Source organism: Streptomyces sp. NPDC023723, assembly GCF_040639815.1.
Lineage (GTDB): Bacteria > Actinomycetota > Actinomycetes > Streptomycetales > Streptomycetaceae > Streptomyces.
The window spans coordinates 22,058-45,433 of record NZ_JBFAAP010000014.1 but is presented as its reverse complement, the minus strand read 5'-3'; the positions used below and the strand labels follow the sequence as shown (position 1 = coordinate 45,433).

Here is a 23,376-nt window from a genome sequence, read left to right as displayed (position 1 = left end):
ACGGGCTCCTTGAAGTGATATCCGGGGGCGGGGCGCCCGCTGGAGAGGTGCGGCTACTCAGCCTAGTAGTGGCTGAGCAGCAGTCCTTCCTCCACGAAACACCAGACGTCGGTGTACGGGTCCCAGTCGTTCGGGTTGGACGACTCGCAGCGCTTGTTGATCGCCTGGGCGTGTTTACGGGCGGTGCGGTACCGGCTTCCGTCTTTTTTTTCGCTGAGGATCTGTCCCTCACGCACGTGTTTGGACTGCTGTTCCGTGACCGCGCGGACGCCGCGCCCGTAGGTCTGCGCGAAGCCGCGGCTCGCCCGCAGGCGGCTGTTGGCGTCGCCGCAGGCTCCCTTGCCGAACGTGCTTGTGTAGTTCGTGTAGTGCAGCAGCCGCCAGAGTTCGAAGCAGGGGTGGGAGTACGCGATGCCGACCCCCTCCTTCTCCGCCAGCCGGACGGCTTCGGAGACGCCCTGGTGGTCGTCACGGTCGAACAGCACCCACACCTGGGGCCAGTTCCATGACCCCTCCTCCACACCGCCGGTGACCCGGTACGGCTTCAGGCCCGCCGCTTTCGCCTCGCGCTCCACCTTCCGCAACGTACGGACCGCGTCCTGAACCATGCGGTAAGGCTTGCGCAGCTTGCCCTCGGCGTTCGAGTTCTCGATGTGGTGCTGGACCGTGCGGCCCGGTCTGCCGGGAACACCGTTCTTGAGGATGAGGTCGATGTACTCCGGTTCGGTGACCTCGCCCTCGGTGAAGACGTACACCTGACGAGGTCGGAGCGCACGCCCCTTCGCGCCGCCCTTCTTGGGGGTGATGCTGTCCCCTCCCCTTGGCCTGGCCATCAGACCTCTTCCGCCTCCATCCCCATCCGCGCGATGTCGTCCGTACGCGCCAGCCGCCGGCCGATCTGTCCTTCGGACACCTTGGGCACGGCCCCGAAGGAACCGGCGAGGTACGAGGCCATCAGGTCCTCCTCCTCCGTCGGCTCCCACTCGGCGACCGAGGTGAGCTCCGTGGCGCCGCGTCCATCCTTCTCCGTGAGCCAGATCTGCCCCGGCTGGAGAAGCCGTCCCCCTCCCGGTGTGCGCAAGAGGGAGGGATCATGGCCGGTGAAGATCAACTGGGCGCCCTTCGGATTCGCCCAGGGGGCTTGGAAGAGCCGTACGACCTCCGCCGCGAAGCGTGGGTGCAGGCTGGCGTCGAGTTCGTCGACCAACAGCACGGCGCCCGTGTCAAGGGCGAGGAGCACGGGCCCGATCAGAGCGAACCACGAACGGGTCCCCCACGACTCCGACGACCAGTCCAGCGGGACCTGCTCGCTGCCCCCGGCGTGGACGAGGCGTACCTCGGGGCGGCCGGAGGACGACTGCTCGACCTCGACTCCCATGACGCCCAGGTCGGCCACGCGCAGCAACTCCTCGGCCCGCCGCCGGAAGTCCTCGCTGCGCAGCAGCCGCATGGCCGTATACGCCTCACGCTGCTCTCGCTCGGTCTCGGGCGTGACGTCCCAGAGGTTGTTCTTGAACCAGTCGAAGACGGGGGTGAGCTGCTTGTGCCCGTCGTTGGCGGCGCGGGTCAGCAGAAGGGCGTCCGGCCTGGTGGTACGGGACAGCAGGGCACGGTCGTGAATGCGGTGCCCGGGAAAGTCAAAGTCCCTCTCGCGGGTCGCGTCACGCTCGAACCACACCTGGCGGTGGCCCTTGGGGTAGGCGTAGAGCCACTCGGCCTCGATACGCCGTTCGCCCAATTCGAAGCCGTAGGTCCAGCGGACGCCCGTGGGGAGGACGAAGTCCGCTTCGTAGAGAGTGGTCTCGGACGCCGCTTTCGGATCCAGGGCGAACTCGTCGCGAGGGATGCCGTCGTACGAGGTCCAGTCGGCGTAGGAGCGCAGTACCGCGTGCCGCATGTTCTTGAGCGCGGCGATGATGTTGGACTTGCCGGACGCGTTGGCGCCGAAGACACCGGTGACCGTGTGGACGGCGAGGCGCCGGCCGTCGGAGAGCTCCACCTCGCGAGCCGCGGCGAGGTCCCCCTCGATCTCCTGCCTCGCGACGAAGGACAGCTCCTGCTCGTCACGCAGGGACCGGACGTTCGCCACTCTGAATCTCAGCAGCATCCTGTCTCCTTCATGGCGGACAGACTAGTCACATCACCTGGTCCTCGTCGCCGGTCGGGCGGCGGCAGTCGAGGCATCTTGCCGGGGCTGCCGCCACCTCTTGACCACCGGGATCACAAGATCAGAGGAAGGAATTGATCTCGATCGTCTCGTCCCGGCCCGGACCCACGCCGATCGCGGAGATCGGCGCGCCGGACATCTCCTCCAGCGCCTTGACGTAGTTCTGCGCGTTCTTCGGCAGGTCGTCGAAGGACTTCGCCTTGGTGATGTCCTCGGACCAGCCGGGCAGCGTCTCGTAGACGGGCTTGGCGTGGTGGAAGTCGGACTGCGAGTACGGCAGCTCCTCGACCCGCCGGCCGTCGATCTCGTACGCCACGCAGACCGGGATCTCCTCCCAGCCGGTGAGCACGTCGAGCTTGGTGAGGAAGAAGTCGGTGAGGCCGTTGACCCGGGTCGCGTAGCGGGCGATCACCGCGTCGAACCAGCCGCAGCGCCGGTCCCGGCCGGTGGTGACGCCGCGCTCCCCGCCGATGCGGCGCAGCGCCTCGCCGTCCGCGTCGAACAGCTCGGTCGGGAACGGGCCGGCGCCGACCCGGGTGGTGTACGCCTTCAGGATGCCGATGACCCGGCTGATCTTCGTCGGGCCGACGCCGGCGCCGGTGCAGGCGCCGCCGGCGGTCGGGTTGGACGAGGTGACGAAGGGGTACGTGCCGTGGTCGATGTCCAGCAGGGTGCCCTGGCCGCCCTCGAAGAGGACCACCTTGTCGTCCTCCAGCGCCTGGTTGAGCACCAGGACGGTGTCGGCGACGTAGGGGCGGAGCTTCTCCGCGTAGTCCAGCAGCTCCTCGACGACCTGGTCGGCGGTGATCGCCCGGCGGTTGTAGAGCTTGGTGAGCATCTGGTTCTTGACCTCGAGCGCGGCCTCGACCTTCTGGGCGAGGATCGACTCGTCGTAGAGGTCCTGGACCCGGATGCCGACGCGGTTGATCTTGTCGGCGTAGGTCGGGCCGATGCCGCGCCCGGTGGTGCCGATCTTCCGCTTGCCGAGGAAGCGTTCCGTCACCTTGTCGACGGTGACGTTGTACGGCGTGATGATGTGAGCGTTGCCGCTGATCAGGAGCTTGGACGTGTCGACGCCACGCTCGTTCAGACCGCTCAGCTCGGAGAGCAGGACCGACGGGTCGACGACGACTCCGTTGCCGATGACCGGCGTGCAGCCGGGGGAGAGAATCCCGGAAGGGAGCAGGTGGAGGGCGTACTTCTGATCGCCCACGACTACCGTGTGGCCGGCGTTGTTGCCGCCCTGGTAGCGCACCACATAGTCGACGGAGCCACCGAGCAGGTCCGTCGCCTTTCCCTTGCCTTCGTCACCCCACTGAGCACCGAGCAGCACAAGTGCGGGCACGCGCGTACACCCCTTCCGGGCGGGGCATGTCCAAGGTCGAGGGCATACGTGCCACGGTTCGTGCTTCGTACACACGGCTCATGGCTCGTACACCGGCGACCTTCGTCGGCCGCAACCCGTCGGACCGGATGCCCCGGAATAGACGAAGCCCCTGGCGCAATCGCGCAAGGGGCTCTTGCACAAAGATGCTACCCGAGGAAGCGAGGCATGGCCGAGGTGGCGATTTCCGCGAGCTCTTCCGCGAGCTGTTCCGCGACGCCCGATCAGCTTCTGGTGGTGGTCGATCCGGTCGCCCGACGAACCGACGGTGAGTCCGTCCGGATCGCGAAAGACGTGCTCAGAGCGGGTGCGGCGCATACCAAGATGTGTTTTCCGGACGATCCGGAGGAGTTCGCCCGGGTGCTCGCGCGGCGCGGTTCGCGGCGGCCGGTGGTGGTCGGCGACGACCGGACGCTGCTGCGCACGGTGGCCCTGCTGCACCGCCGGCGGGAGCTGGCCGGCTGTGCGCTGTCGCTGGTGCCGGTCGGCCCGGAGCTGGCGCTGGCCCGCGCGCTCGGGGTGCCGACGGGGGCGGTGGCGGCGGCGCGGGCGGTGCTGGACGGGACGGAACGCCGCCTCGACCTGCTGGTCGACGACAGCGACGGGGTGGTGCTGGGCGCGGTGGGCATCCCACCGCTGCCCCCGGTGGCCGCGCGGGCCGGGGGCACGCGGGCGGCGGACGGACGGTCCGCCGGTATCGGTACCGGTACTGGTACTGGTACTGGTGCCGAGATACCGGTGCGGCCCTGGCTGCGCACCTGCCAGTCCCTGGTACGGACGCTGGCGCATCCGCGTCCGGCGGCCCGGTCCGCGGCGGCGCCGGCCGCCGGTCCGGCCCGGCTGCGGGTGGAGGTGGACGGGGTGACGCTGGTCGACCTGGACCAGCCGGTGCTGGGGGTGTCCCTGGCACCGGGCGCCCCGGGCACGGCCGAGGTGGAGGTGCGGCCGCTGTCGGTCGGCGCGGCGGCGACCCCGCTGACGGCCCGGGGCCGGACGGTGACGGTCTCGGGAGCGCACTTCCGCTACCGGGCGGACGAGGTGGAGTCGGGCCCGGTGGGGACCCGGACCTGGACGGTACGGGAAGCGGCCTGGGGGCTGACGCTGCCGGCGCGGTGAGGGAGCGGTGAGAGGGCGGTGAGAGGGCGGTGAGGGGGCGGCCGGGGCAGGTCAGGGAGGCTGGAGGCTGCTCACCTCGTCACCCCGTCACCCCCTCACCCCCTCACCCCGTCACCCCGTCACCCCGTCACCCCGTCACCCGAACCGTTCCTCCCGGTGCACCCGCCACCGCTCCATCATCGCCGCGATCTCCCCGTCGATGAACTCGAAGAAGGCCAGCGTCTCCGACATCCGCCGGCCCGCCGGAGTGTCCGCGCCAAGGCTGGTGACGCCCTCCGCGAGGGCGGTCTCCCACCGCTTGATGACCGCCTCCCGGCTGGTCAGCGCCTCGTACCACTGGTCGCTGTGCACCCGGTACCGCTCCCGGCGCGAGCCGGGTTCGCGCTCGCGCGTCACCATGTGCTGCTGCGCGAGGTAGCGCACGCCGCCCGAGACGGCGGCCGGGCTGACCTTGAGCTGGTCGCCGAGTTCCGCCGAGGTCAGCGCGCCCGCGTCACAGGCCAGCAGCGCGGCGAAGATCCGGGCCGGCATCCGCTGCATGCCGGCCTCGACGAGCTGCGCGGCGAAGCCCTCCACGAACCGTGACACGGCCTCGGGGTCGCGCCCGCCCGCTGCCTGGGTCTCTTCCGTCATGCCTCGATCATCCCGCACCACCCGACATTCTTGACAGTTCTTTAACTTCACAAAATTCTGAAAGCAGCGTACGTTCCGAATCATGACGAAGGCAATCAGCGTCTCGGGGCTCCACAAGTCGTTCGGGCGCACGCACGCGCTGGACGGCCTCGACCTGGCCGTCGAGACCGGCGAGGTGCACGGCTTCCTCGGACCCAACGGCGCCGGCAAGTCCACCACCATCCGGGTGCTGCTCGGCCTGCTGCGCCCCGACTCGGGAGCCGCCCGCGTCCTCGGCCGCGACCCCTGGACGGAAGCGGTGGAGGCACACCGCCGCATCGCGTACGTCCCCGGCGACGTGACCCTGTGGCGCGACCTCTCCGGCGGCGAGGTCATCGACCTGTACGGCCGGCTGCGCGGCGGCCTGGACCCGGGGCGCCGCGCGGAGCTGGTGGACCGCTTCGAACTGGACCCGACCAAGAAGGGCCGCACCTACTCCAAGGGCAACCGGCAGAAGGTCGCCCTGGTCGCCGCGTTCGCCTCGGACGTCGACCTGCTGATCCTGGACGAGCCGACCAGCGGCCTGGACCCGCTGATGGAGGAGGTGTTCCGGCGCTGTGTGCGCGAGGAACGCGACCGGGGCCGCACGGTGCTGCTCTCCTCCCACATCCTCGGCGAGGTCGAGGAGCTGTGCGACCGGGTCAGCATCGTCCGCAAGGGCCGGACGGTGCGGAGCGGTTCGCTGGCCGAGCTGCGGCAGCTGACCCGGACCAGCGTCACCGCCGAGCTGGCCGGCGAGCCGAACGGCCTGGCCCGGCTGCCCGGCGTGCACGACCTCGACATCCGGGGCCACCGGGTCCGCCTCCAGGTCGACACCGCCCACCTGGACGCCGTACTGCGCTCGCTCGGCGAGTCCGGGGTGCGGTCGCTGACCTCGACGCCGCCGACGCTGGAGGAACTGTTCCTGCGCCACTACCAGGACGAGGCGACGGCCCGATGACCACCTTCGCCGGCACCGGCACCCTGCTGCGCTTCGCACTGCGCCGGGACCGGGTGCTGATCCCGGTCTGGGTCGGCGTGAACGCGCTGCTGGCGCTCTCCATGCCGAGCACCCTCGACAGCATGTACGGCACCGCCGCCGAACGCGCCGACCTGGTCCGGCAGGTGGCCGCCAACTCCTCGCTGCGCGCCCTGGTCGGCCCGCTCCCCGGCGACTCGCTCGGCGCGCTGACCGCCTGGCGGGTCGGCGTGTACGTCGCCGCCGTGGCGGCCGTGATGAGCCTGCTGATCGTCGTCCGGCACACCCGGGACGAGGAGGAGAGCGGCCGGGACGAACTGGTGCGGGCCGGCATGGTGGGCCGCCGGGCCCCGCTCACCGCCGCGCTGCTGGCGGCGGCGGTCGCCAACGCGGTCCTCGCGCTGCTGCTGGCGGCCGGGCTGTCCGGGCAGGGCGCGGCCGGCGCGGTCGCCTTCGGGCTGGGCGTCGCGGGCACCGGCCTGGTCTTCGCCACGACGGCCGCGATCGCCGCGCAGCTCACCGAGAGCGCCCGAGCGGCCCGGGGCCTGACGGCGGCGGTACTGGGCGCGGCCTTCGTGCTGCGCGCGGCCGGCGACTCGGCCGCCACTGGGGGCGGCTTGTCACCGCTCACCTGGGTGTCCCCCCTGGGCTGGCTGGAGAACCTGCGCGCGTTCGCCGGCGAGCGCTGGTGGGTGCTGGCCCTGATCGCCGGCGCGGTGCTGCTCCAGACGGCCGTGGCGTACCGGCTGACCGCCCGCCGCGACGTCGGCGCGAGCTTCCTGCCGACCCGGCCCGGACCGGCGTACGGCCGTCTCGGTACGGCGGGCGCGCTGGCCTGGCGGTTGCAGCGGGGCGGCGTACTGGGCTGGAGCGCGGGCTTCTTCCTGGCCGGGACCGTCTTCGGCGGGATGACCGGGGGCGCGGCCGAACTGCTCGCCGGCAACGCGGGCAGCCGCGAGATCCTCACCCGGCTGGGCGGGCCGGGCACGCTGACCGACACCTTCGTCGCCGCGATGACCGGCATCCTCGGGCTGGTCGCCGCGCTGTACGTGGTGTCGGCGGTGCTGCGGCTGCCCGCCGAGGAGACCTCCGGGCGGGCGGAGCCCGTGCTCGCCGGGGCCGTGGGACGGCTGCGGTGGGCGGCCGGCCACCTGGTGATCGCCTTCGGCGGCACGGTGCTCGTCCTGCTGCTCGCGGGACTCGGCTACGCCCTCGGCTACCGCCACGACCCCGGACCGGTGCTGGCCGCCTGCCTGGTGCAGGTGCCGGCGGTGTGGGTGGTCGGCGGCACGGCGGTCCTGCTGCACGGCCTGCTGCCCCGGGCCGCGCCGGCCGCGTGGGGGGTGGCCGGGGCGGTGCTGCTGCTGGGCTGGATCGGCCCGGCGCTGGACCTGCCGGGGCCCGTCCTGGACCTCTCCCCCTACGGCCACCTCCCCAAGCTGCCGGGCGCCACCGTGACCTGGGGCCCGGTCGCCGCCCTCCTCGGTGTCGCGGTGCTGCTGGTGGGCGCGGGGCTGGCGGGACTGCGCAGGCGCGACGCGGTGCTGGGCTGAGCCGGGGCGGGCGCGGCGGGCCCGGCCGTCACCCGACCTCCACCCTGAGCCCCGCCAGCCCCCGGATGACGAAGTTCGGCTTGCGTTCCGGTTCGGCGGCGAGGGCGAGGGTGGGGGCCTGTTCGAGCAGGGCCGTCATCGACGCGGCCAGTTCGATACGGGCCAGCGGGGCGCCGATGCAGTAGTGCAGGCCGGCGCTGAAGGAGATGTGCGGGTTGTCGCGGCGGGCCAGGTCGAGGCGGTCGGGCGCGGCGAAGACGGCCGGGTCGTGGTTGGCTGACCCGAAGAGCAGCGCCACCTCCGCGCCCCGGGGCAGCACGGCGTTGCCGATCTCGATCTCGTCCAGCACCCACCGTTCGAAGAGCTGGAGCGGGGTGTCGTAGCGCATCAGCTCCTCGACGGCGGTGGGCACGAGGGAGTGGTCGGCGCGGAGCGCGGCGAGCTGTTCGGGGTTGCGGAACAGCGCCCACCAGCCGTTGACGGTGGCGTTCACGGTGGCCTCGTGACCGGCGTTCAGCAGCAGCACGCAGGTCGAGATCATCTCCTGCTCGGTGAGCCGGTCGTCGTCCTCGTCGTGGGCGGCGACCAGACCGGAGATCAGGTCGGCGCCGGGGTGCTCGCGGCGGGCCGCGATCAGTTCGCGCAGGTAGTCGGAGAACTCGACGGAGGCGCGCACCGCGCGGGCCGCCGTCTCCCGCGACGGGTTCAGCTCGTACATCCCGCAGATGTCGGCGGACCAGGGGCGCAGCGGGGCCCGGTCCGCCTCCGGGATGCCGAGCAGCTCGGCGATCACGGCGACCGGGAGGGGTTCGGCGACGTCGGTGAGCAGGTCGCCGCCGCCGGCCGCGACGAGCCGGGCCACCAGGTCGCCGGCCAGGTTCCGCACGTACGGCTGGAGCCGCTCGACGGTGCGCGGCGTGAACGCCTTCGACACCAGGCGCCGGATCCGGGTGTGGTCCGGCGGCTCCAGGTCGAGCATGCCGTGGTCGTTGAGGGTGTGGAACGGCTCGTGCGCGGGCGGCGGCGGGGTGCGGCCGAACTCCTCGTGCGAGAAGCGGTGTTGGTAGGTGCGACCCAGGCGGCGGTCGCGCAGCAGCGCGGACACGTCGGCGTGGTGCGGGACGAGCCACTGGTTCGTGGGCGCGTAGTGGTGCACCCGTCCCCGGGCGCGGAGTTCGGCGTAGGCGGGGCGGGGGTCGGCGAGGAACGCCGGGTCCCACGGGTCGAACGCGAGATCGGAGGGTGCCGTCATGGCCGGACGATACGGCGTCGCGGGCGGCGGTGCCCAGCGGGGGCGGTGCCGCGGTCGCCGGGCTTTTCGGCCACCGGAAAACCCGTTGGCCGCTCGCCCCGGCCGCTGCTACCTTTCCGGTGGCCGTGCGAGCAACGAGGAGGTGGTACCCGTGGACACAGTATCGACGTGGGTGCTCCCCTCCGGGGTCACGGTCGGGCGATAGGTCGTCCGGGAGCGCCGTTTCCAGCGCTCTCCCGAAAGGCACGACCATGCGCTTCACTTCCGAACAACGCCTCGACGACCGCGTCCTCGAACGCGAGTTCACCCTCGGCGAGATTCCCGGCACCCTGTGGACGCCCGCCGCCCCCGCACCGGCCCCGCTGATCCTGATGGCCCACAACAACGGCCTGCCCAAGCGGGACGCCCGGCTGGTGGCCCGGGCCCGGTTCTGCGCCGGCCGCGGCTACGCGGTCGCCACCATCGACGCCGCCGGATGCGGTGACCGGCCGCGTTCCGCCGCCGCCGAGCAGGCCCGTACCGAACTGCGGCGGGCGCTGCGGGCCGGCGAACCGGCCGACGACATCTTCGAGTCCCTGGTCGGCCCGCTGGTCGAGCAGGCCGCCCCGGAGTGGCGGGCCACCCTGGACGCCCTCCTCGCCCGGCCCGGGATCGCCGGCCCGGTCGGCTACTCGGGCTGGACCGCCCTCGGCATCCGGCTGGCGGCCACCGACCCCCGGATCGCCGCCGCCGGCTTCTTCGCCGGCGGTTACGTGCCCCTTGCCCAGCGGGCCGAGGCCCGGCAGGTCACCGTCCCGCTGCTGTTCCTGCTCCAGTGGGACGACGAGGGCAACCCCCGGCAGCGGGCCCTGGATCTGTTCGACGCCTTCGGCAGCAAGGAGAAGACGCTGCACGCCAATCTGGGCGGACACACCGGCACCCCGTGGTTCGAACTGGAGGACGGGGACCGGTTCTTCGGGCGGCATCTGAAGTAAGCGGGCGGCATCCTTCAGACGGTGGTCAGGGGCTTGGCCGGGTCTTGGTCAGGGCTCGGTCAGGGCTCGGTCAGGGCTCGGTCAGGGCTCGGTCAGGGCTTGTCCGCGAACACCCACCGGTTGCCGCCCAGCGCGTCGTTCTCCTCCGGCAGCGGGCCGCGGCCGTGCCGGCGGGTGAACTCGTAGGGGGTGTGCACCGAGGTGGACCAGCCCCTGGCCACCAGGTCACCGCGGGAGTCGGGCCGCGGCTCCCGGTCGAACAGGCCGAGCAGGTCGATGCCGAGCTGCCGGGCCGTCGCGGTGTAGAGCGGGCTGTCGCGGTGGGCCAGCAGGTCCTTGTCGAGCTTCACCTCGTACGCCAGCGCGCTGCCCGCGGCGCTCAGCCGGTCCACGCTGTCGATGAGACCCGTCTCGGCGGCGGGCGACAGGTAGAACAGCAGCCCCTCGGCCAGCCAGACGCTCGGCGCGGCCGGGTCGAACCCGGCCCCGGCGAGCGCTCCGACCCAGTCGGCGCGCAGATCCACCGGCACCGGCACGCGCGCGGCTCTCGGGGCGGCCGGCAGTCCGTCGAGCACCCGGTGCTTGAACGCCAGTACTCCGGCCCGGTCGATCTCGAAGACCACGCACCCGGCGGGCCAGTCCAGCCGCAGGGCCCGGGTGTCCAGCCCGGCTCCCAGCAGCACGACTTGGCGGGCGTCACCCGTGTGCACGGCGCGGAGCAGGAAGTCGTCGAGGACCCGCGTGCGCAGCCCGAAGTACCGCGCGAACCGTCCCCACAACGGGTCCGCGTCCCCGTCCGGGACCTGGTCCGGGCGGACCGGCCAGCCGGCACAGCCCGCGGCGGCGCGCACGAAGTGCTCCGCGTAGCCGTCCCGGGCCAGCGCGTCGGGGCGGTGCGTCTCGATCGCCCGGGCGGCGGCGACCAGCAGCGCGGTCACCCCCACCCCGCCGTCCACGCCCTCCTCCGGTGTCTCACGCGTTGTGCTCATCGGCTCTTTCCTTCCGGAATCAGTACAGGTTTGACCACGCGGCCCGCTTCGCAGTCGCGTTCGGCCTCGTTGACGGCGGCCAGCGGATACGTCCGGATCAGCTCGTCGAACGGGAACAGTCCGGCCCGCCACAGCCCGGTCAGCCGCGGGATCAGCAGCCCCGGCACCGCGTCCCCCTCGCAGATGTGGGAGATCCGCCGGCCCCGGTCCAGCGCCCCCGGCTCCAGCGGCAGCGCGGTGCCCAGCCGGGCCACCAGACCGAGGTGACCGGTGGGGCGCAGCGCGCGGAGCGCGTCGTTGATCAGCCGGGCGGAGGCGGTGGTGTCCAGCGCGTAGCCCGCGCCGCCGTCGGTCAGCCGCCGGACGCGGCCGGGCAGGTCGGGCGCGGCGGCGGGCAGCGGCGTCGCACCGAACCGTTCGGCCAGGGCGAGCCGTTCCGGGTGCCGGTCGACGGCCACGCTCAGCACGCCCGCGGCGGTCGCCGCCATCACCGCGGCCAGTCCGACCGCGCCCGCGCCGAGCACCACGAGGGTGTCACCGGGTCCGGCGCCGAAGGAGTTGAGGACCGCGCCGGCGCCGGTGAGGAACCCGCAGCCGAGCGGCCCGAGCAGTTCGAGCGGCAGCGCGGGGTCGACCCGTACGGCGTTGCGGGCCGGCACCACCGCGTACCGGGCGAACGCGGACTGGCCGAACCACCGGGGCGCCAACGCGCCGCCCGCCGCGTCGGTGAACCGGGCGGCGTGCTCCGCGCGCCCCCCGAAGAGGTTGAGCTGGGTGAAGGTGTCGCAGTAGGCGGGGGCGGCGTCCAGGCAGTTGCGGCAGCGGCCGCAGGAGTCGAAGCTCAGGACCACGTGGTCGCCGTCGCCCAGGCCGGTGTCCGGGCCGCCGGTCGCCACCACCACGCCGGCGCCCTCGTGCCCGAGCACCGCCGGCAGCGGGGAGCGGCCCGCCGAACGCCGGACCGCGAGATCGGTCCGGCACATCCCGCAGCCGGCGATCTCGACCAGCACCTCGTCGGCGGCCGGCCCCGAGTGCAGCAGCACCTCCTCTACGCCGAACTCGGCGTCGTACCCGCGCAGTACCGCCGCGTCGAACCGCAGCGCCACGCCCTCACGCCTCCGGCCGGGGACGGTGCACGACGAACGGCCGGAGGTTGCCGTACAGCCCCCACGGCCCGCCCGCGACCCCGACGCCGCTCTCCTTGACACCGGCGAAGGGCTGGGCGAGGGAGAGTTCGGCGTGGTGGTTGATCCACGCCGTGCCGCACTCCAGCCGGCCGGCGACCTCCTCGGCCCGGTCCAGGTCGGTCCCCCACACCGAGCCGCCCAGCCCGAACCCGGTGCCGTTGGCCGCGTCGACGGCCGCGTCGAGATCCGTGTACGGCAGCACCGGCAGCACCGGCCCGAACTGCTCCCGCGTCACCACCGCGCTGTGCGCGGGTACGTCCGCGAGGACGGTCGGCGCGAAGAAGTAGCCCGGCCGGTCCAGCCGGTGCCCGCCGGCGGCCGCCCGCGCGCCGTCCGCCAGCGCCCGCGCCGTGCACTGCGCCACCCGGGCCAGCTGGGCGGCGTTGTTGACCGGCCCCAGCTCCGTACCCGGATCGAGGCCGGCCCCGACCACGACGCTCTTCGCCCGCTCCGCGAGGGCCTCGACCACCTCGGCGTACCGCCCGGCCGGGGCGTAGACGCGCTTGACGGCCATGCAGACCTGCCCGCAGTTGCGGTAGGCGGCCCAGAACAGCCGGTCCGCGATCCGCTCCACCGCCACGTCGGCCAGCAGGACGGCCGCGTCGTTGCCGCCCAGCTCCAGGGTGACGCGGGCCAGCGAGTCCGCCGCGCCGCGCGCCACGGCCCGCCCGGTGGGTCCGGAACCGGTGAAGGTCACGTGCCGGATGCCCGGGTGGGAGGCGAGCCGGGCGCCGAGCGGTTCGCGGCCGGTGACGACCGTCAGTACGTCCGCGGGCAGCGCGCCGGCCACGACGGACACCAGCAGCCGGGTGGCCAGCGGGGTGTACGGGGACGGCTTGAGCACCATCGTGTTGCCGGCCGCGAGGGCGGGCGCGAACTTCGCGGCCGCGAGCTGGAGCGGGAAGTTCCACGGGACGATCCCGGCCACCGGCCCGAGCGGCCGCCAGCGGATCTCGCTGTGCACGGGTCTGCCGTCCGTGATGGTCCGCGGCCGTGGGGCCAGTTCGGCGAAGTAGCGCAGCCGGGCCGCCGTGCGGTCGACCTCGAGGTACGACTCGGCCAGCGGTTTGCCCTGTTCCCGGGTGAGCAGCGGGGCGAGCTCCGGGCCGGCCGCCGCCACGGCGTCGGCGGCGGCGCGCAGTGCGGCGCTCCGGGCGGCGGGGTCGGTCCGCCAGCCGCGCCAGGCCGCGTGCGCCCGGCCGACGACGGCGTCCAGCTCGTCGGGGTGCTGGTCGGGGGCCTCGTCGAAGGTCTCGCCGGTGGCCGGGTCGACGACGGCCAGGCCGCAGTTCCGGGGCTGTCCTGTGGTCATGCCGGGGTGACCGCGGCCGCCGCCCGCTCCCCGGCGTGCCGGTCCAGCTCCGCGCGGAACGCGGCCACCAGGTGCGGCCGGATCCGCCCGGCGGTGCGGTCGCCGCCCTCGCAGACCGCGCCCCGCACCCCCACGATGTCCGTGCCGATCCGGGTCAGCGCGCCGAGGTCGGCCACCTTCACGCTGCCCGCGAGGGCGGCGAGCAGGCCGGCGTCGTGCGCCCGCCCCACGAACTCCGCGCAGATGTCCGGCGGCACGTGGTCGAACAGCCCGGTCCCGTCCTTGACCGCGGTGTCCAGCATGGCCGCGTCCGAACCGGAGCGGCGGGCGATGTCGGGCAGGGCGAGCGGGTTGACGCAGCCGATCCGGTGCGCGTCGGCGTATCCCGAGGCGACGACGAAGGCGTCCGGCCGGTGGTCCTTCACCGCCCGGACGACTCCGCGCATCACGTCGACGGCCTGGTCGGGGGTGGTGCAGCCGTAGAGCCCGACCTTGATGTAGGTGGCTCCGGAGACCACCGCGCCGAGCGCGGCCTGGGCCACCGTGCCGGGCTTGTACGGCACGTCCCCCACGGTCGCGGACACCGGCTTGTCCGCCGGGACCGCGTCGCGGATCTCCCGGATCACCCACGGGAAGTTCGCGCCGAGCGAGCCCTCGTCGGGCTTCTTGACGTCCACGATGTCGAGATGCTCGGCCGCCTTCGCGCAGTCGAGGGCCTCCTCGACGCCGTCCGGTGAGATGAGAAGCAGCACGCGGCCTCCTTGGAATTCTCGCGGTCCGCTCATCATTGAGGGGGGCCAGGACCGCCGGTAGGGCGTGCGGGGACCGAACGGGGCGTTGCCGGTGTGCCCAGTGCGCCGTGCGCGCCGGTTCCATGCGGCAGCGACGCCAGGTTCACTCTTTCCGTTGACCGGCCGGGCTTCCCCGGGACACCGGTTTCCGCAGCCCGCACAGTGACAGCGCGATCTGTCCTGACGAAAGGTCCTGACGAAAGGTGGGAAACCATGCGTGACGAAGCGGTCAACCGGGTGCGGCTCGTGTTCACCCTGTTCGACGCCGATGGCAACGGGGTGCTGGAGTCCGCCGACTTCGACCTGATGAGCAACCGGGTCGCCGCGGCCGCGCCCGGCGCCGGCGAGGCGCAGCAGCAGGCCATGCGGGCCGGCTTCACGCACTACTGGAACACCCTCGTCGGCGCGCTCGACGCCGACGGCGACGGCCGGATCAGCTACGACGAGTTCCAGGCGTGCGTGCTGTCGCCGGAGCGCTTCGACGAGGCGGTCGCCGAGTTCGCGGCCGGCTTCGCCCGGCTCGGCGACCTGGACGGCAGCGGCCGGGTCAGCCGGCCGGTGTTCACCGGCATGCTGCGCGGGGTCGGCTTCGAACCGGCCAACATCGAGGCGCTCTTCGAGGCCCTCGGCCCGGACGACACCGACCGGATCGAGGTGGCCGCCTGGGAGGCCGAGATCAGGAACTTCTACGCTCCCGACCTCGGCGGCATCCCGGCGGACCTGCTGGCCCCGGCGGCCTGATCAGCGACGCATCAGGGCGAAGACTCCCCAGCCGAGATACTCCCGCTGGTACCGCGTGTAGCGGACGGGCTCGGTGTCGAGTTCCTCCCGCACCTCGGCGGCCAGTTCGTCGCCGGGGTGCTCGTCCAGCCAGCGGCGCAGGTTGAGCCACTGCGCCGCCCGGTACCGGTCCCAGCTGTCCTGGTCGGCCAGCACCATCTCGACGACGTCGTACCCGAGGCCGCCGAACCGCTCGACCAGCTCCGGCAGCGGCAGGAAGTCGTCCTTGCTCTGCGCGTGGCAGGCCCTGGCGGCCTCCTCGTCCGGCACCTCCCGGCGCCAGTACGGCTCACCGACCAGCATCAGGCCGCCGTCGCGGAGACTGCGGGCCAGCAACTTGACGGTGCCGGCCAGTCCGTCGCCGATCCAGGTGGCCCCGAGGCAGGCGACGAGATCGACCGGCTCGTCCGCGACATACCCGGCGGCGTCGCCGTGCACGAAGCCGACCCGGTCGGCGACCCCGAGTTCGACGGCGCGGGCCCGGGCCTGCTCGGTGAAGACCGTGCTGATGTCCACGCCGGTCCCGGTGACGCGGTGGTCCCGGGCCCAGGTGCACAGCATCTCGCCCGACCCACTGGCCAGGTCGAGCACCCGGGTGCCGGGCGCCGGCCGCAGCGCCGCGCCGAGGGTGGCGAGCTTGGCCGGGCTGAACGGGTTGTGGATGCGGTGGCTACTTTCGCGGACAGTGAAGATACGTGGCAGATCCACGGTGGTGGTCCCTTGGGTTCGATGAGGTCAGGACGTTTACGGGGGACAGCCGACCGGAGCCGGCCGCCGCGGCGCGAACCGTCATCAAACACACCTCTTCTGCGACGTACGGACCTCGAACCCGGCGAATGTAGCCCGCGCGGTCCGACGTCTCCACCGATTTACCGGTCGCCCTTCCCTCCCTTCACGGACTCGACGAACGCGGCGAAGGCGGGGGCGGGGAAGGAGAGGGTGGCTCGGGCCGGGATCTTGGAGTCCCGGATGCGTATGCGGGTGGGCGACGCTGCGATCTCGACGCAGGCGTCACCGTCGCCACCACCGGAGTAGGTGGACTTGCGCCAGATCACGAAGTCTTCCTTCCTTGCTTCACAGACTCGATGAAAGCAGTGAACGCAGACGTATGGAAGGAGAGGGAGGCCCGGGCCGGGACCTTGGAATCGCGGACGGATATGCGGGCAGCGAGGGCCGCGATCTCGACGCAGGTGTCGCCGTCGCCACCGTCCGAGTATGTGGACTTACGCCAGTTCATCAGAGTTCCTTCGCCAATCGGTGGATGAAGTCGCGGGACGCCAGAGGTTCCAGTGAGGCGCCCTTCACCGTGCGAAGCAGCCCCCGCAACTGTTCGAGCTGAGTCTCGGCATCAATGAACGCGACCCCTGTGGGTGAGTCACGCAAGCAGGTGTCCAGCCGAGGCAGCGGGCCTCCCACGTACGTCATCGACGCCCCGGATCCCGCGAAGCCGTCCTGGTCGAGAGGGATTACACGGACGGTCACCTGCTCCTGCTCGATCAGGTGCAGGATCTGCTGGAGTTGCGCACGCGAGCACTGACGGTCAGCGACACGTAGCCGCAGGGCGACCTCGTGGATGATCGCCTCGTACGGGGTGGGATGGTCCCCCTCGATGACCGATCGCCGCCGCATCCGGTGTTCGACCCTGGGGTTCACTTCCGCCCGAGGCAACTCCGGCCTCATGTAGCTGAAGACCGCCCGCGCGTAGTCCGGTGTCTGAAGCAGCCCCGGGACGCGGGTGATGACGATCTCCCGGAGGTAGGTCGCATGGTGCTCGGCTTCCGCAGAGTCCATGAACGCCGGCGGCAGCACCCCCCGGTACTCCTCCCACCAACCACGCGTCCGATCGGTCGCCATCGCTACAAGTGCATCGACCAACGCCTCGTCCATGCACGTGCAATGCGCCGCGAGCCGCCGCACCCGTTCTTCGCTGACACCCGCGAAACCCAGCTCCATCTGGCTGATCTGGGCAGAAGTCGAGTTCAGCAACGCGGCTACCTCGCGAGCCTTCAGCCCGGCCGCCTCGCGCAGGCGTCGGAGCTCGGTGCCCAGACGCACTTGTCGCTTGGTGGCGTGGCTTCTCAGCGGCATCCAACCCCCTCGTAGGCGCGCCATTCCTTCGAGTGCCAGGTTACGCCAGGCGGTTGCCTTGGCGACAATTGTTGCCCTTCCGTCGGTGACGCGACGCACACGCTGCGGAACGCCGGGGCGCCGGAAGCGCACCGCCCCGTCCTGCCATGACGGCTGCGGCAATGACACCCCCCCTCCCACCCACCGGACTGACCGAACGGAGCCCAGCCATGCCCGAAACCGAACCGTGGGAGTACTCCCTCTACATCCCCAACGACCACCGCGCCGTCACCGTCAGTCGCCGCACCCTTCGGCTCATCCTCACCGTCCACGGGCTGATCGGGCTCGTCGACGTCGCGGAGTTGCTGGCGGCGGAGTTGGACGTGACCGGCGTCGATGCGGAGGGCGGCAGAAGGCTCGCCCTCGTGCGGGCATGCTCCGACGTCTGGGGCTGGCAGCCGCTCTCCAGGTTCGGCAATCGCGGCAAGTACGTCTGGTGCGAGCTGGGTCAGCCCGGCGTCACCAACCGCGCCTCATAGGCGAACACCGCCGCCTGCGTGCGGTCCCGCAGGCCCAGTTTGACCAGGACGCGGCTGACATGGGTCTTGATGGTCGACTCCGCCACCACCAGCCGCCCGGCGATCTCCGCGTTCGACAGGCCCTGCGCGATCAGCACCAGTACCTCCGTCTCCCGCTCGGTCAGGTCGCCGTACGCCGCGTGGGCGGCCGGCATCATGCGCGGCGCCTCGGAGAGTTTGGCGAACTCGGTGATCAGGCGCCGGGTGACCGAGGGGGCGAGCAGCGCTTCCCCCGACGCCACCATCCGTACTCCGTCGGCTAGTTGGCGGGCCGACGCGTCCTTCAGCAGGAAGCCGGACGCGCCCGCGCGCAGCGCCTGGTACACGTACTCGTCCAGGTCGAAGGTGGTCAGGACCAGGACCTTCGAGGCCGCGTCCGCCGCGACGATCTCCCGCGTCGCCTCGATGCCGTTCAGCTCCGGCATGCGGATGTCCATCAGAACGACGTCCGGGGACAGCTCCCGCACCTTCTCGACCGCCTCGCGGCCGTTGACCGCCTCCCCCGCCACCTCGATGTCCGGCATCGCGTTCAGCAGGACCGAGAACCCCTCCCGCACCATCATCTGGTCGTCGGCGATCAGTACCCGGATGGTCATGACTCGCCCTCGGTCGCCAGGGACACCGGCAGGAAGACCGCCACCTCATAGCCACCCTCGTCGGTCGGGCCGGCCGTCATCTCGCCGTTCAGCATCGACACCCGCTCCCGCATGCCGGTGACGCCGTGCCCGGCGCCGGGGGACGGCTTCACCAGGGACGCCACGGGGACCGGACCGTTGACGACCCGCAGGCCCAGGCCGCCCAGTACGTAGGAAACCTCGACGCGGGCCGACGCGCCCGGCGCGTGCCGCAGCGTATTGCTCAGCGCCTCCTGCACGATCCGGTACGCCGACAGCTCGACGCCCGGCGGCAGTTCGCGTACCGCGCCCGTCACCGCCTTCGCCACCGTCAGGCCCGCGTCCCGCACATTGGCCAGCAGCGCGTCCAGATCGGCGAGGGTGGGCTGCGGGGCGTCGGGCGCCGCGTAGTCCTCCGCGCGGACGACACCCAGTACGCGGCGGAGTTCCGTGAGGGCCGCCACCGCGTTCTCGCGGATCGTGGCGAAGGCCCGCGCCAGCTCCGGCGGCGGGTTCTCCACCCGGTACGGCGCCGCCTCGGCCTGGATGGCGACCACCGACATGTGGTGGGCGACCACGTCGTGCAGCTCGCGGGCGATGGTGGTGCGCTCCTCCAGCAGGGTGCGGCGGGAGCGTTCGTGCGCCGTCACCGTCTGCTGGGCGGTGACTTCCTGCGCGGCCTCGCGGCGGACGTGCCGGACGGCGACCACGAGGAGGACGAGGGCGGTGGTGACCAGCAGCGGGCCGGTGTTGGAGTGGTAGTAGTCGCCGCCGAGCAGGGTGTCCGCGCCGAGGCTGTAGACGGCGGTCAGCACCCACATCCAGGCCGCCGTGCGCGGCCGGGTGCGCAGCGCCACCACCGTCAGCACGATCAGGTGGCAGGCGAAGCTGCCGGGCGCCCACGGCCACATCTCCCACTTCTCGGCGAACAGCACGCTGACCGGCGCGGCGGCCAGCGAGCACCAGAAGGCCCCGACCGGACGGACCAGAAGCAGCAGGACCGGGATCAGGGCGAGGGCGCCGTTCAGCACCCGGCGCGGGTCGTTGTGACCGTGGACCTCGGTGCCGGCGATGGCCATGGCCAGCAGACCGGCGGCCAGCAGACCGGCGTGCGGCGCCCACCCCGCGTACTCCCGCAGCCGTCCCGGCAGCCGCCGGGTCAGCGGGCCGTCGACGCCCCTGCGGGGCAGCGGACGGTAGGCGAAGGCGTCGTGGATCAGATCCTGCCGCAGCCCGCGCAGCGCGCTCGCGGCGAGCCGGACCTCCGGGCTGCCCGCCGGCGCGGGCGGTATCTGGGTCGTCTGGGTCGTCTCGGTCACATACCGAACCGTAGGGGGACGCCCGGCGTCCCGTCGTCCGCTGCGAGGACGGTCCTCGCCCGTCCCTCTCAAGTACTACCCGGGTACTACCCGGGTCAGTATCCCGAGGGCCGGACCAGTCCGGTCCCGGGCGCCACCCCTCACCAGGCCAGCTGGGCGATCTCCTCCGCCACCACCGCGCAGGCGTCCGCCGCCGGGTCGATCAGCGGGAAGTGGCCGACGTCCTCCAGCAGCGTCACGCCCACCACCTCCCCCGCCCGGGCCGCCGCGTCGGCGTACGACTCGGCGACCTCCTGCGGCACGGTCGCGTCGGTACGGCCCTGGACGAGGGTGGTGGCGATGCCGGTGGGCAGCAGCAGCGCGGGGTCGGCGTACGGCTGCCGTTCGGTGAACAGGGCGTCCGCGCCGAGGAGTTGGCGGACCGCGTCCACGCACACGCCGAGCCGCGCGGCGACCGTGAGGTCGGCGATCGGCGCGAGGGCGACCACACCGCGCAGCGGCGCGGGCCGGTCGGTGCGCCAGGGGGCGTCGGCGGGCAGCAGGTGCCGGGCCGCCGCCCACAGCGCGAGGTGGCCGCCCGCCGAGTGCCCGGTGAGCACCAGGCGGCGCGGATCGGCCTCCGGCAGGTGCTTGCGTACCAGCGCGGGCAGCGCGTCGAGGGCCGCGGCCACGTCGTCGAAGGTGTCGGGCCAGCGCCCGGCGGCCTCCGGGTCCGGGCCGCCGCGCCGGTACTCCACATTGGCCACGGCGAAGCCGCGGTGGGTGAGGAAGCTCGCGAACGGGCTGAGGTGCCGCCGGTCGTACCGGGCCCGCCAGGCGCCCCCGTGCAGGACCACCACCACCGGCGCCGGGCCGCCCGGACCGCCCGGCCCGCGCGGCGCGTAGAAGTCGATCACCTGGTCGGGCAGGCCGCCGTACGCGGCGCTGCTGTCGGGGTCGACCGCCGGATGCGAGAAGGCGGACTTCTCCTCCGCGTCGTTGCCCGCAGTGGTGTCCGGCATGCCCCAACCTCTCAGCGGTTTAACGGTGTTGGCCGGACGCTATCAGGCCCGTGACGTGCACCGACACGGGGTTGTCACGCAGGGTGAGGGCAGCCCCGCTCCGTCACGACCTCGCCCAGCACCCGCGCCGCCCGCTCCACGTCCGCGAATCCGACGTACAGCGGTGTGAAGCCGAACCGCAGCACGTCCGGGGCCCGGAAGTCCCCGACCACCCCGCGTCCGATCAGCGCCTTCATCACCTCCCCGGCGTCCGCGCAGCGCAGCGCCACCTGGCTGCCCCGCTCGGCGTGCGGGACCGGGGTCAGCGACTCGACCCGGCCGGCCGGCAGATACTCCCCGACGCAGCGCAGGAAGAAGTCGGTCAGGGCGAGCGACTTGGCCCGGACCGCCGCGACTTCGACGCCCTCCCAGACGTCCAGCGCCGCCTCCAGGGCGAGCAGCGACAGGATGTCCGGCGTACCGACCCGCCCGCGCACCGCACCGGCGGCCGGGGTGTACCCGGCCGTCATCCCGAACGGCTCGGCGTGCGAGTTCCAGCCGGGCAGCGGTGAGTCGAAACGGTCCTGGAGGTCGCGGCGGACGTACAGGTAGGCGGGCGAACCCGGGCCCCCGTTCAGGTACTTGTAGGTGCAGCCCACCGCCAGGTCGACGCCGTGCCGGTCCAGCCCGACCGGCAGCGCGCCCGCGCTGTGGCACAGGTCCCACACGGCGTACGCCCCGGCCGCGTGCACGGCGGCGGTGAGCGCGGGCAGGTCGTGCAGCCGGCCGGTGCGGTAGTCGACGTGGTTGAGCAGCACGGCGGCGGTGCGCGCACCGAGCGCCGCGGGCACCTCGGCCGGTGCCACCGCCCGCAACGCGCACCCCGTCAGCCGGGCCGCCGACTCGGCGACATACCCGTCGGTGGGGAAGGTGCTGGCGTCGACGAGGATCTCGTCCCGGCCCTCCCCCGCCATCCGCACCGCCGCCACCACCGCCTTGAAGACGTTGACGCTGGTGGAGTCGCCCACCACCACCTGCCCGGGCGCCGCCCCGACCAGCGGGGCGATCCGGTCGCCGACCCGCTCCGGCGCGGTCCACCAGCCGCTCTCCGTCCAGGACCGGATGCGCAGCTCGCCCCACTGCCGCCGTACGACGTCCTCGACGGCACCCGGCACGTGCGCGGGCAGCGCGCCCAGCGAGTTGCCGTCCAGGTACACGGTGTCGTCGAGGACGAACCGCTCCCGCGTCCCCGCCAGCGGGTCCGCCGCGTCCAGTTCCCGCACCTCGCTCAGCAGCTCAGACATACGACCGAGCCGTCCACAGCTCGGGGAACACGTTCTTGCCGGCCCGCTTCTCCAGCCAGGCCACCCCGGCGGAGCCGCCGGTGCCGGTCTTGGCGCCCATCGCGCGCCGGGTGGCGACCAGGTGGTCGTTGCGCCAGCGCCACACCAGCTCGGCGACATCGCTGAGCGCCTCACCGAGCCGGGCCAGCTCGCCGTTCTGGTCACCGGAGTACACCTCCGTCCAGGCGGCCTCCACCTCGGGCGACGGCTCGTACGGCTGGGACACGTCGCGGCGCAGCACGGCCTCCGGGATGTCGTACCCGCGCCGGGCCAGCAGCCGGACCGCCTCGTCGTACAGGCTCGGCTCGTGCAGCGCCTTCTCCAGCTCGGCGTGGGCGCGCGGGGTGCCGCGGTGCGGGACCAGCATGGACGCGGACTTCTCGCCGAGCAGGAACTCCAGCCGGCGGTACATGGCCGACTGGAAACCGGAGCCCTCGCCGAGGGCGTCCCGGTAGGAGTTGAACTGGGCCGGGGTGAGCCCGGCCAGCGGCCGCCAGGAGGCGTTCAGTGCCGCCAGCTCCCGTACCGACCGCTTCAGCGCGTCCTTCGCCACGTCGGTCCGGTCCTCGCGCAGGGCGCCGGACGCGGTCTCCCACTCATGCACGATGACGGTGAACCACAGCTCCATGACCTGGGTGGTGACCAGGAAGACCAGCTCGCCGGGATCGTCCGAGACGGGGTGCTGAAGATGGGTGAGCACGTCCGCCTTGACATAGTCCTCGTACGGCGTGCTGCCCGCGAAGTCGAGATTCGGGGCGTCGTGGGACATCGCTGTCTCCTGAAGGCACTTCGGGTAGCGGTCCGCCCTGCCGTTACCGGCACGGGGCCCCGGTCCCCGGTCCAGCATCCTCCGCAATCGTCCCAGGTGCGCGCAAGGCCCGCCCGTCCGGACGGGCCCCAAGGGGACCGGCGCGCGGTCAGCCGAGGACGTCGGCCGCCTGCTGCGAGGAGTCCCGCAGGAACTGCGCGCAGCGCTCGTACTCCGCCTTCTCGCCGATCGCCTGCGCGGCCCGGCCCAGCGCGTGCAGCGCGCGCAGGAAGCCGCGGTTCGGCTCGTGCTCCCACGGCACCGGACCGTGCCCCTTCCAGCCGCTGCGGCGCAGCGCGTCCAGCCCCCGGTGGTAGCCGGTGCGGGCATACGCGTACGACTCCACGACCGCGCCCCGCTCGAAGGCGTCGTCGGCGAGCTGCGCCCAGGCCAGCGAGGACGTCGGGTACTGGGCGGCGACCTCGGCGGGCGAGGTGCCGCCGGCCAGCAGCTCGCGCGGCTCGGGGTCGTCGGGCAGGTGGGTCGGGGGCGGTCCCCCGAGCAGGTTCTCGTGAATGGCCATGCGGTCCAG

The 23,376-nt window shown here is 72.7% G+C and carries 25 protein-coding genes; 6 read left to right on the top strand and 19 right to left on the bottom strand.

Annotated elements, in window-relative coordinates; translation table 11 throughout:
- Window positions 1–62 precede the first annotated feature (62 nt).
- The 3 genes from AB0G32_RS17570 to AB0G32_RS17560 all read right to left on the bottom strand — a co-directional run bounded on the left by AB0G32_RS17570 (window position 63) and on the right by AB0G32_RS17560 (window position 3,512).
- Complete coding sequence (locus AB0G32_RS17570) at window positions 63–833, bottom strand: RloB family protein (protein WP_361163525.1); 771 nt, start codon at window positions 831–833, stop codon at window positions 63–65.
- On the bottom strand, window positions 833–2,107 hold the full coding sequence (locus AB0G32_RS17565; RefSeq protein ID WP_361163523.1) for an ATP-binding protein: 1,275 nt from the start codon (window positions 2,105–2,107) through the stop codon (window positions 833–835). The genes AB0G32_RS17570 and AB0G32_RS17565 overlap by 1 nt, the downstream gene beginning before the upstream one ends.
- A 121-nt stretch (window positions 2,108–2,228) precedes the next feature.
- Complete coding sequence (locus AB0G32_RS17560; RefSeq protein WP_361163521.1) at window positions 2,229–3,512, bottom strand: adenylosuccinate synthase; 1,284 nt, start codon at window positions 3,510–3,512, stop codon at window positions 2,229–2,231.
- Window positions 3,513–3,719: 207 nt separating this feature from the next.
- Between AB0G32_RS17560 and AB0G32_RS17555 the strand changes: the two genes are divergently transcribed.
- A complete protein-coding gene (locus tag AB0G32_RS17555; RefSeq protein WP_361163519.1) occupies window positions 3,720–4,667 on the top strand; it encodes a diacylglycerol kinase in 948 nt (315 codons plus the stop codon).
- A 135-nt stretch (window positions 4,668–4,802) separates the two neighbouring features.
- On the opposite strand, the gene AB0G32_RS17550 is transcribed toward AB0G32_RS17555, so the two are convergent.
- Window positions 4,803–5,300 carry a MarR family transcriptional regulator gene (locus tag AB0G32_RS17550; RefSeq protein ID WP_361163517.1) on the bottom strand — a complete coding sequence of 166 codons (498 nt, stop codon included), beginning with the start codon at window positions 5,298–5,300 and terminating at the stop codon, window positions 4,803–4,805.
- Window positions 5,301–5,382: 82 nt separating this feature from the next.
- On the opposite strand from AB0G32_RS17550, the gene AB0G32_RS17545 reads away from it, so the two are divergent.
- A complete protein-coding gene (locus AB0G32_RS17545; protein ID WP_361163515.1) occupies window positions 5,383–6,279 on the top strand; it encodes an ABC transporter ATP-binding protein in 897 nt (298 codons plus the stop codon).
- Complete coding sequence (locus AB0G32_RS17540; protein WP_361163513.1) at window positions 6,276–7,850, top strand: ABC transporter permease; 1,575 nt, start codon at window positions 6,276–6,278, stop codon at window positions 7,848–7,850. Before AB0G32_RS17545 ends, AB0G32_RS17540 begins: the two co-directional genes overlap by 4 nt.
- 28 nt (window positions 7,851–7,878) lie before the next feature.
- Here the strand turns inward: AB0G32_RS17540 and AB0G32_RS17535 are convergent, their stop codons facing one another.
- Window positions 7,879–9,102 (bottom strand): cytochrome P450, encoded by a 1,224-nt coding sequence (locus AB0G32_RS17535; RefSeq protein ID WP_361163511.1) that lies wholly within the window; start codon window positions 9,100–9,102, stop codon window positions 7,879–7,881.
- Between the two features lie 251 nt (window positions 9,103–9,353).
- Here AB0G32_RS17535 and AB0G32_RS17530 point away from each other — a divergent pair, with 251 nt between their 5' ends.
- Window positions 9,354–10,076, top strand: a complete 723-nt coding sequence (locus tag AB0G32_RS17530; protein WP_361163509.1) for an alpha/beta hydrolase — start codon at window positions 9,354–9,356, stop codon at window positions 10,074–10,076.
- A 92-nt stretch (window positions 10,077–10,168) separates the two neighbouring features.
- Here AB0G32_RS17530 and AB0G32_RS17525 read toward each other — a convergent pair whose 3' ends face one another.
- The 4 genes from AB0G32_RS17525 to AB0G32_RS17510 are packed head-to-tail and all read right to left on the bottom strand — an operon-like array spanning window position 10,169 to window position 14,316.
- Window positions 10,169–11,065, bottom strand: coding sequence for a class I SAM-dependent methyltransferase (locus AB0G32_RS17525; RefSeq protein ID WP_361163507.1), 897 nt, complete (start codon window positions 11,063–11,065; stop codon window positions 10,169–10,171).
- Complete coding sequence (locus tag AB0G32_RS17520; protein WP_361163722.1) at window positions 11,062–12,165, bottom strand: NAD(P)-dependent alcohol dehydrogenase; 1,104 nt, start codon at window positions 12,163–12,165, stop codon at window positions 11,062–11,064. Before AB0G32_RS17520 ends, AB0G32_RS17525 begins: the two co-directional genes overlap by 4 nt.
- A gap of 10 nt (window positions 12,166–12,175) precedes the next feature.
- Window positions 12,176–13,564 (bottom strand): aldehyde dehydrogenase family protein, encoded by a 1,389-nt coding sequence (locus AB0G32_RS17515; RefSeq protein ID WP_361163505.1) that lies wholly within the window; start codon window positions 13,562–13,564, stop codon window positions 12,176–12,178.
- Entirely contained in the window at window positions 13,561–14,316 is a 756-nt protein-coding gene (locus AB0G32_RS17510; protein ID WP_361163503.1) for a (5-formylfuran-3-yl)methyl phosphate synthase, read from the bottom strand. The genes AB0G32_RS17515 and AB0G32_RS17510 overlap by 4 nt, the downstream gene beginning before the upstream one ends.
- Before the next feature lie 252 nt (window positions 14,317–14,568).
- On the opposite strand from AB0G32_RS17510, the gene AB0G32_RS17505 reads away from it, so the two are divergent.
- A complete protein-coding gene (locus AB0G32_RS17505) occupies window positions 14,569–15,096 on the top strand; it encodes an EF-hand domain-containing protein (protein WP_361163501.1) in 528 nt (175 codons plus the stop codon).
- On the opposite strand, the gene AB0G32_RS17500 is transcribed toward AB0G32_RS17505, so the two are convergent.
- The 4 genes from AB0G32_RS17500 to AB0G32_RS17485 all read right to left on the bottom strand — a co-directional run bounded on the left by AB0G32_RS17500 (window position 15,097) and on the right by AB0G32_RS17485 (window position 17,223).
- Window positions 15,097–15,843: a class I SAM-dependent methyltransferase gene (locus AB0G32_RS17500; RefSeq protein ID WP_361163499.1), complete on the bottom strand. Its 747-nt coding sequence runs from the start codon at window positions 15,841–15,843 to the stop codon at window positions 15,097–15,099. It lies immediately after the preceding gene.
- A 161-nt stretch (window positions 15,844–16,004) separates the two neighbouring features.
- On the bottom strand, window positions 16,005–16,190 hold the full coding sequence (locus AB0G32_RS17495; RefSeq protein ID WP_361163497.1) for a DUF397 domain-containing protein: 186 nt from the start codon (window positions 16,188–16,190) through the stop codon (window positions 16,005–16,007).
- Window positions 16,187–16,372 (bottom strand): DUF397 domain-containing protein, encoded by a 186-nt coding sequence (locus AB0G32_RS17490; RefSeq protein WP_361163495.1) that lies wholly within the window; start codon window positions 16,370–16,372, stop codon window positions 16,187–16,189. The genes AB0G32_RS17495 and AB0G32_RS17490 overlap by 4 nt, the downstream gene beginning before the upstream one ends.
- A complete protein-coding gene (locus AB0G32_RS17485; protein ID WP_361163493.1) occupies window positions 16,372–17,223 on the bottom strand; it encodes a helix-turn-helix transcriptional regulator in 852 nt (283 codons plus the stop codon). Before AB0G32_RS17485 ends, AB0G32_RS17490 begins: the two co-directional genes overlap by 1 nt.
- 209 nt (window positions 17,224–17,432) lie before the next feature.
- Here AB0G32_RS17485 and AB0G32_RS17480 point away from each other — a divergent pair, with 209 nt between their 5' ends.
- Complete coding sequence (locus AB0G32_RS17480; RefSeq protein ID WP_361163491.1) at window positions 17,433–17,741, top strand: ATP-binding protein; 309 nt, start codon at window positions 17,433–17,435, stop codon at window positions 17,739–17,741.
- Here AB0G32_RS17480 and AB0G32_RS17475 read toward each other — a convergent pair.
- The 6 genes from AB0G32_RS17475 to AB0G32_RS17450 form a co-directional block, all read right to left on the bottom strand.
- Window positions 17,711–18,376, bottom strand: coding sequence for a response regulator transcription factor (locus AB0G32_RS17475; protein WP_361163489.1), 666 nt, complete (start codon window positions 18,374–18,376; stop codon window positions 17,711–17,713). The two genes, AB0G32_RS17480 and AB0G32_RS17475, sit on opposite strands and share 31 nt — an antisense overlap.
- Window positions 18,373–19,713, bottom strand: coding sequence for a histidine kinase (locus AB0G32_RS17470; protein WP_361163487.1), 1,341 nt, complete (start codon window positions 19,711–19,713; stop codon window positions 18,373–18,375). The genes AB0G32_RS17475 and AB0G32_RS17470 overlap by 4 nt, the downstream gene beginning before the upstream one ends.
- Before the next feature lie 140 nt (window positions 19,714–19,853).
- Window positions 19,854–20,714: an alpha/beta hydrolase gene (locus tag AB0G32_RS17465; protein ID WP_361163485.1), complete on the bottom strand. Its 861-nt coding sequence runs from the start codon at window positions 20,712–20,714 to the stop codon at window positions 19,854–19,856.
- Between the two features lie 74 nt (window positions 20,715–20,788).
- Window positions 20,789–21,997, bottom strand: a complete 1,209-nt coding sequence (gene kynU / locus AB0G32_RS17460) for a kynureninase (RefSeq protein WP_361163483.1) — start codon at window positions 21,995–21,997, stop codon at window positions 20,789–20,791.
- Entirely contained in the window at window positions 21,990–22,805 is an 816-nt protein-coding gene (locus AB0G32_RS17455; RefSeq protein ID WP_361163481.1) for a tryptophan 2,3-dioxygenase family protein, read from the bottom strand. Before AB0G32_RS17455 ends, kynU begins: the two co-directional genes overlap by 8 nt.
- Window positions 22,806–22,953: 148 nt before the next feature.
- The gene (locus tag AB0G32_RS17450; protein WP_361163479.1) at window positions 22,954–23,367 is read right to left on the bottom strand and encodes a DUF3151 domain-containing protein; all 414 of its coding nucleotides are present in this window, start codon (window positions 23,365–23,367) and stop codon (window positions 22,954–22,956) included.
- Between the last annotated feature and the right edge of the window lie 9 nt (window positions 23,368–23,376).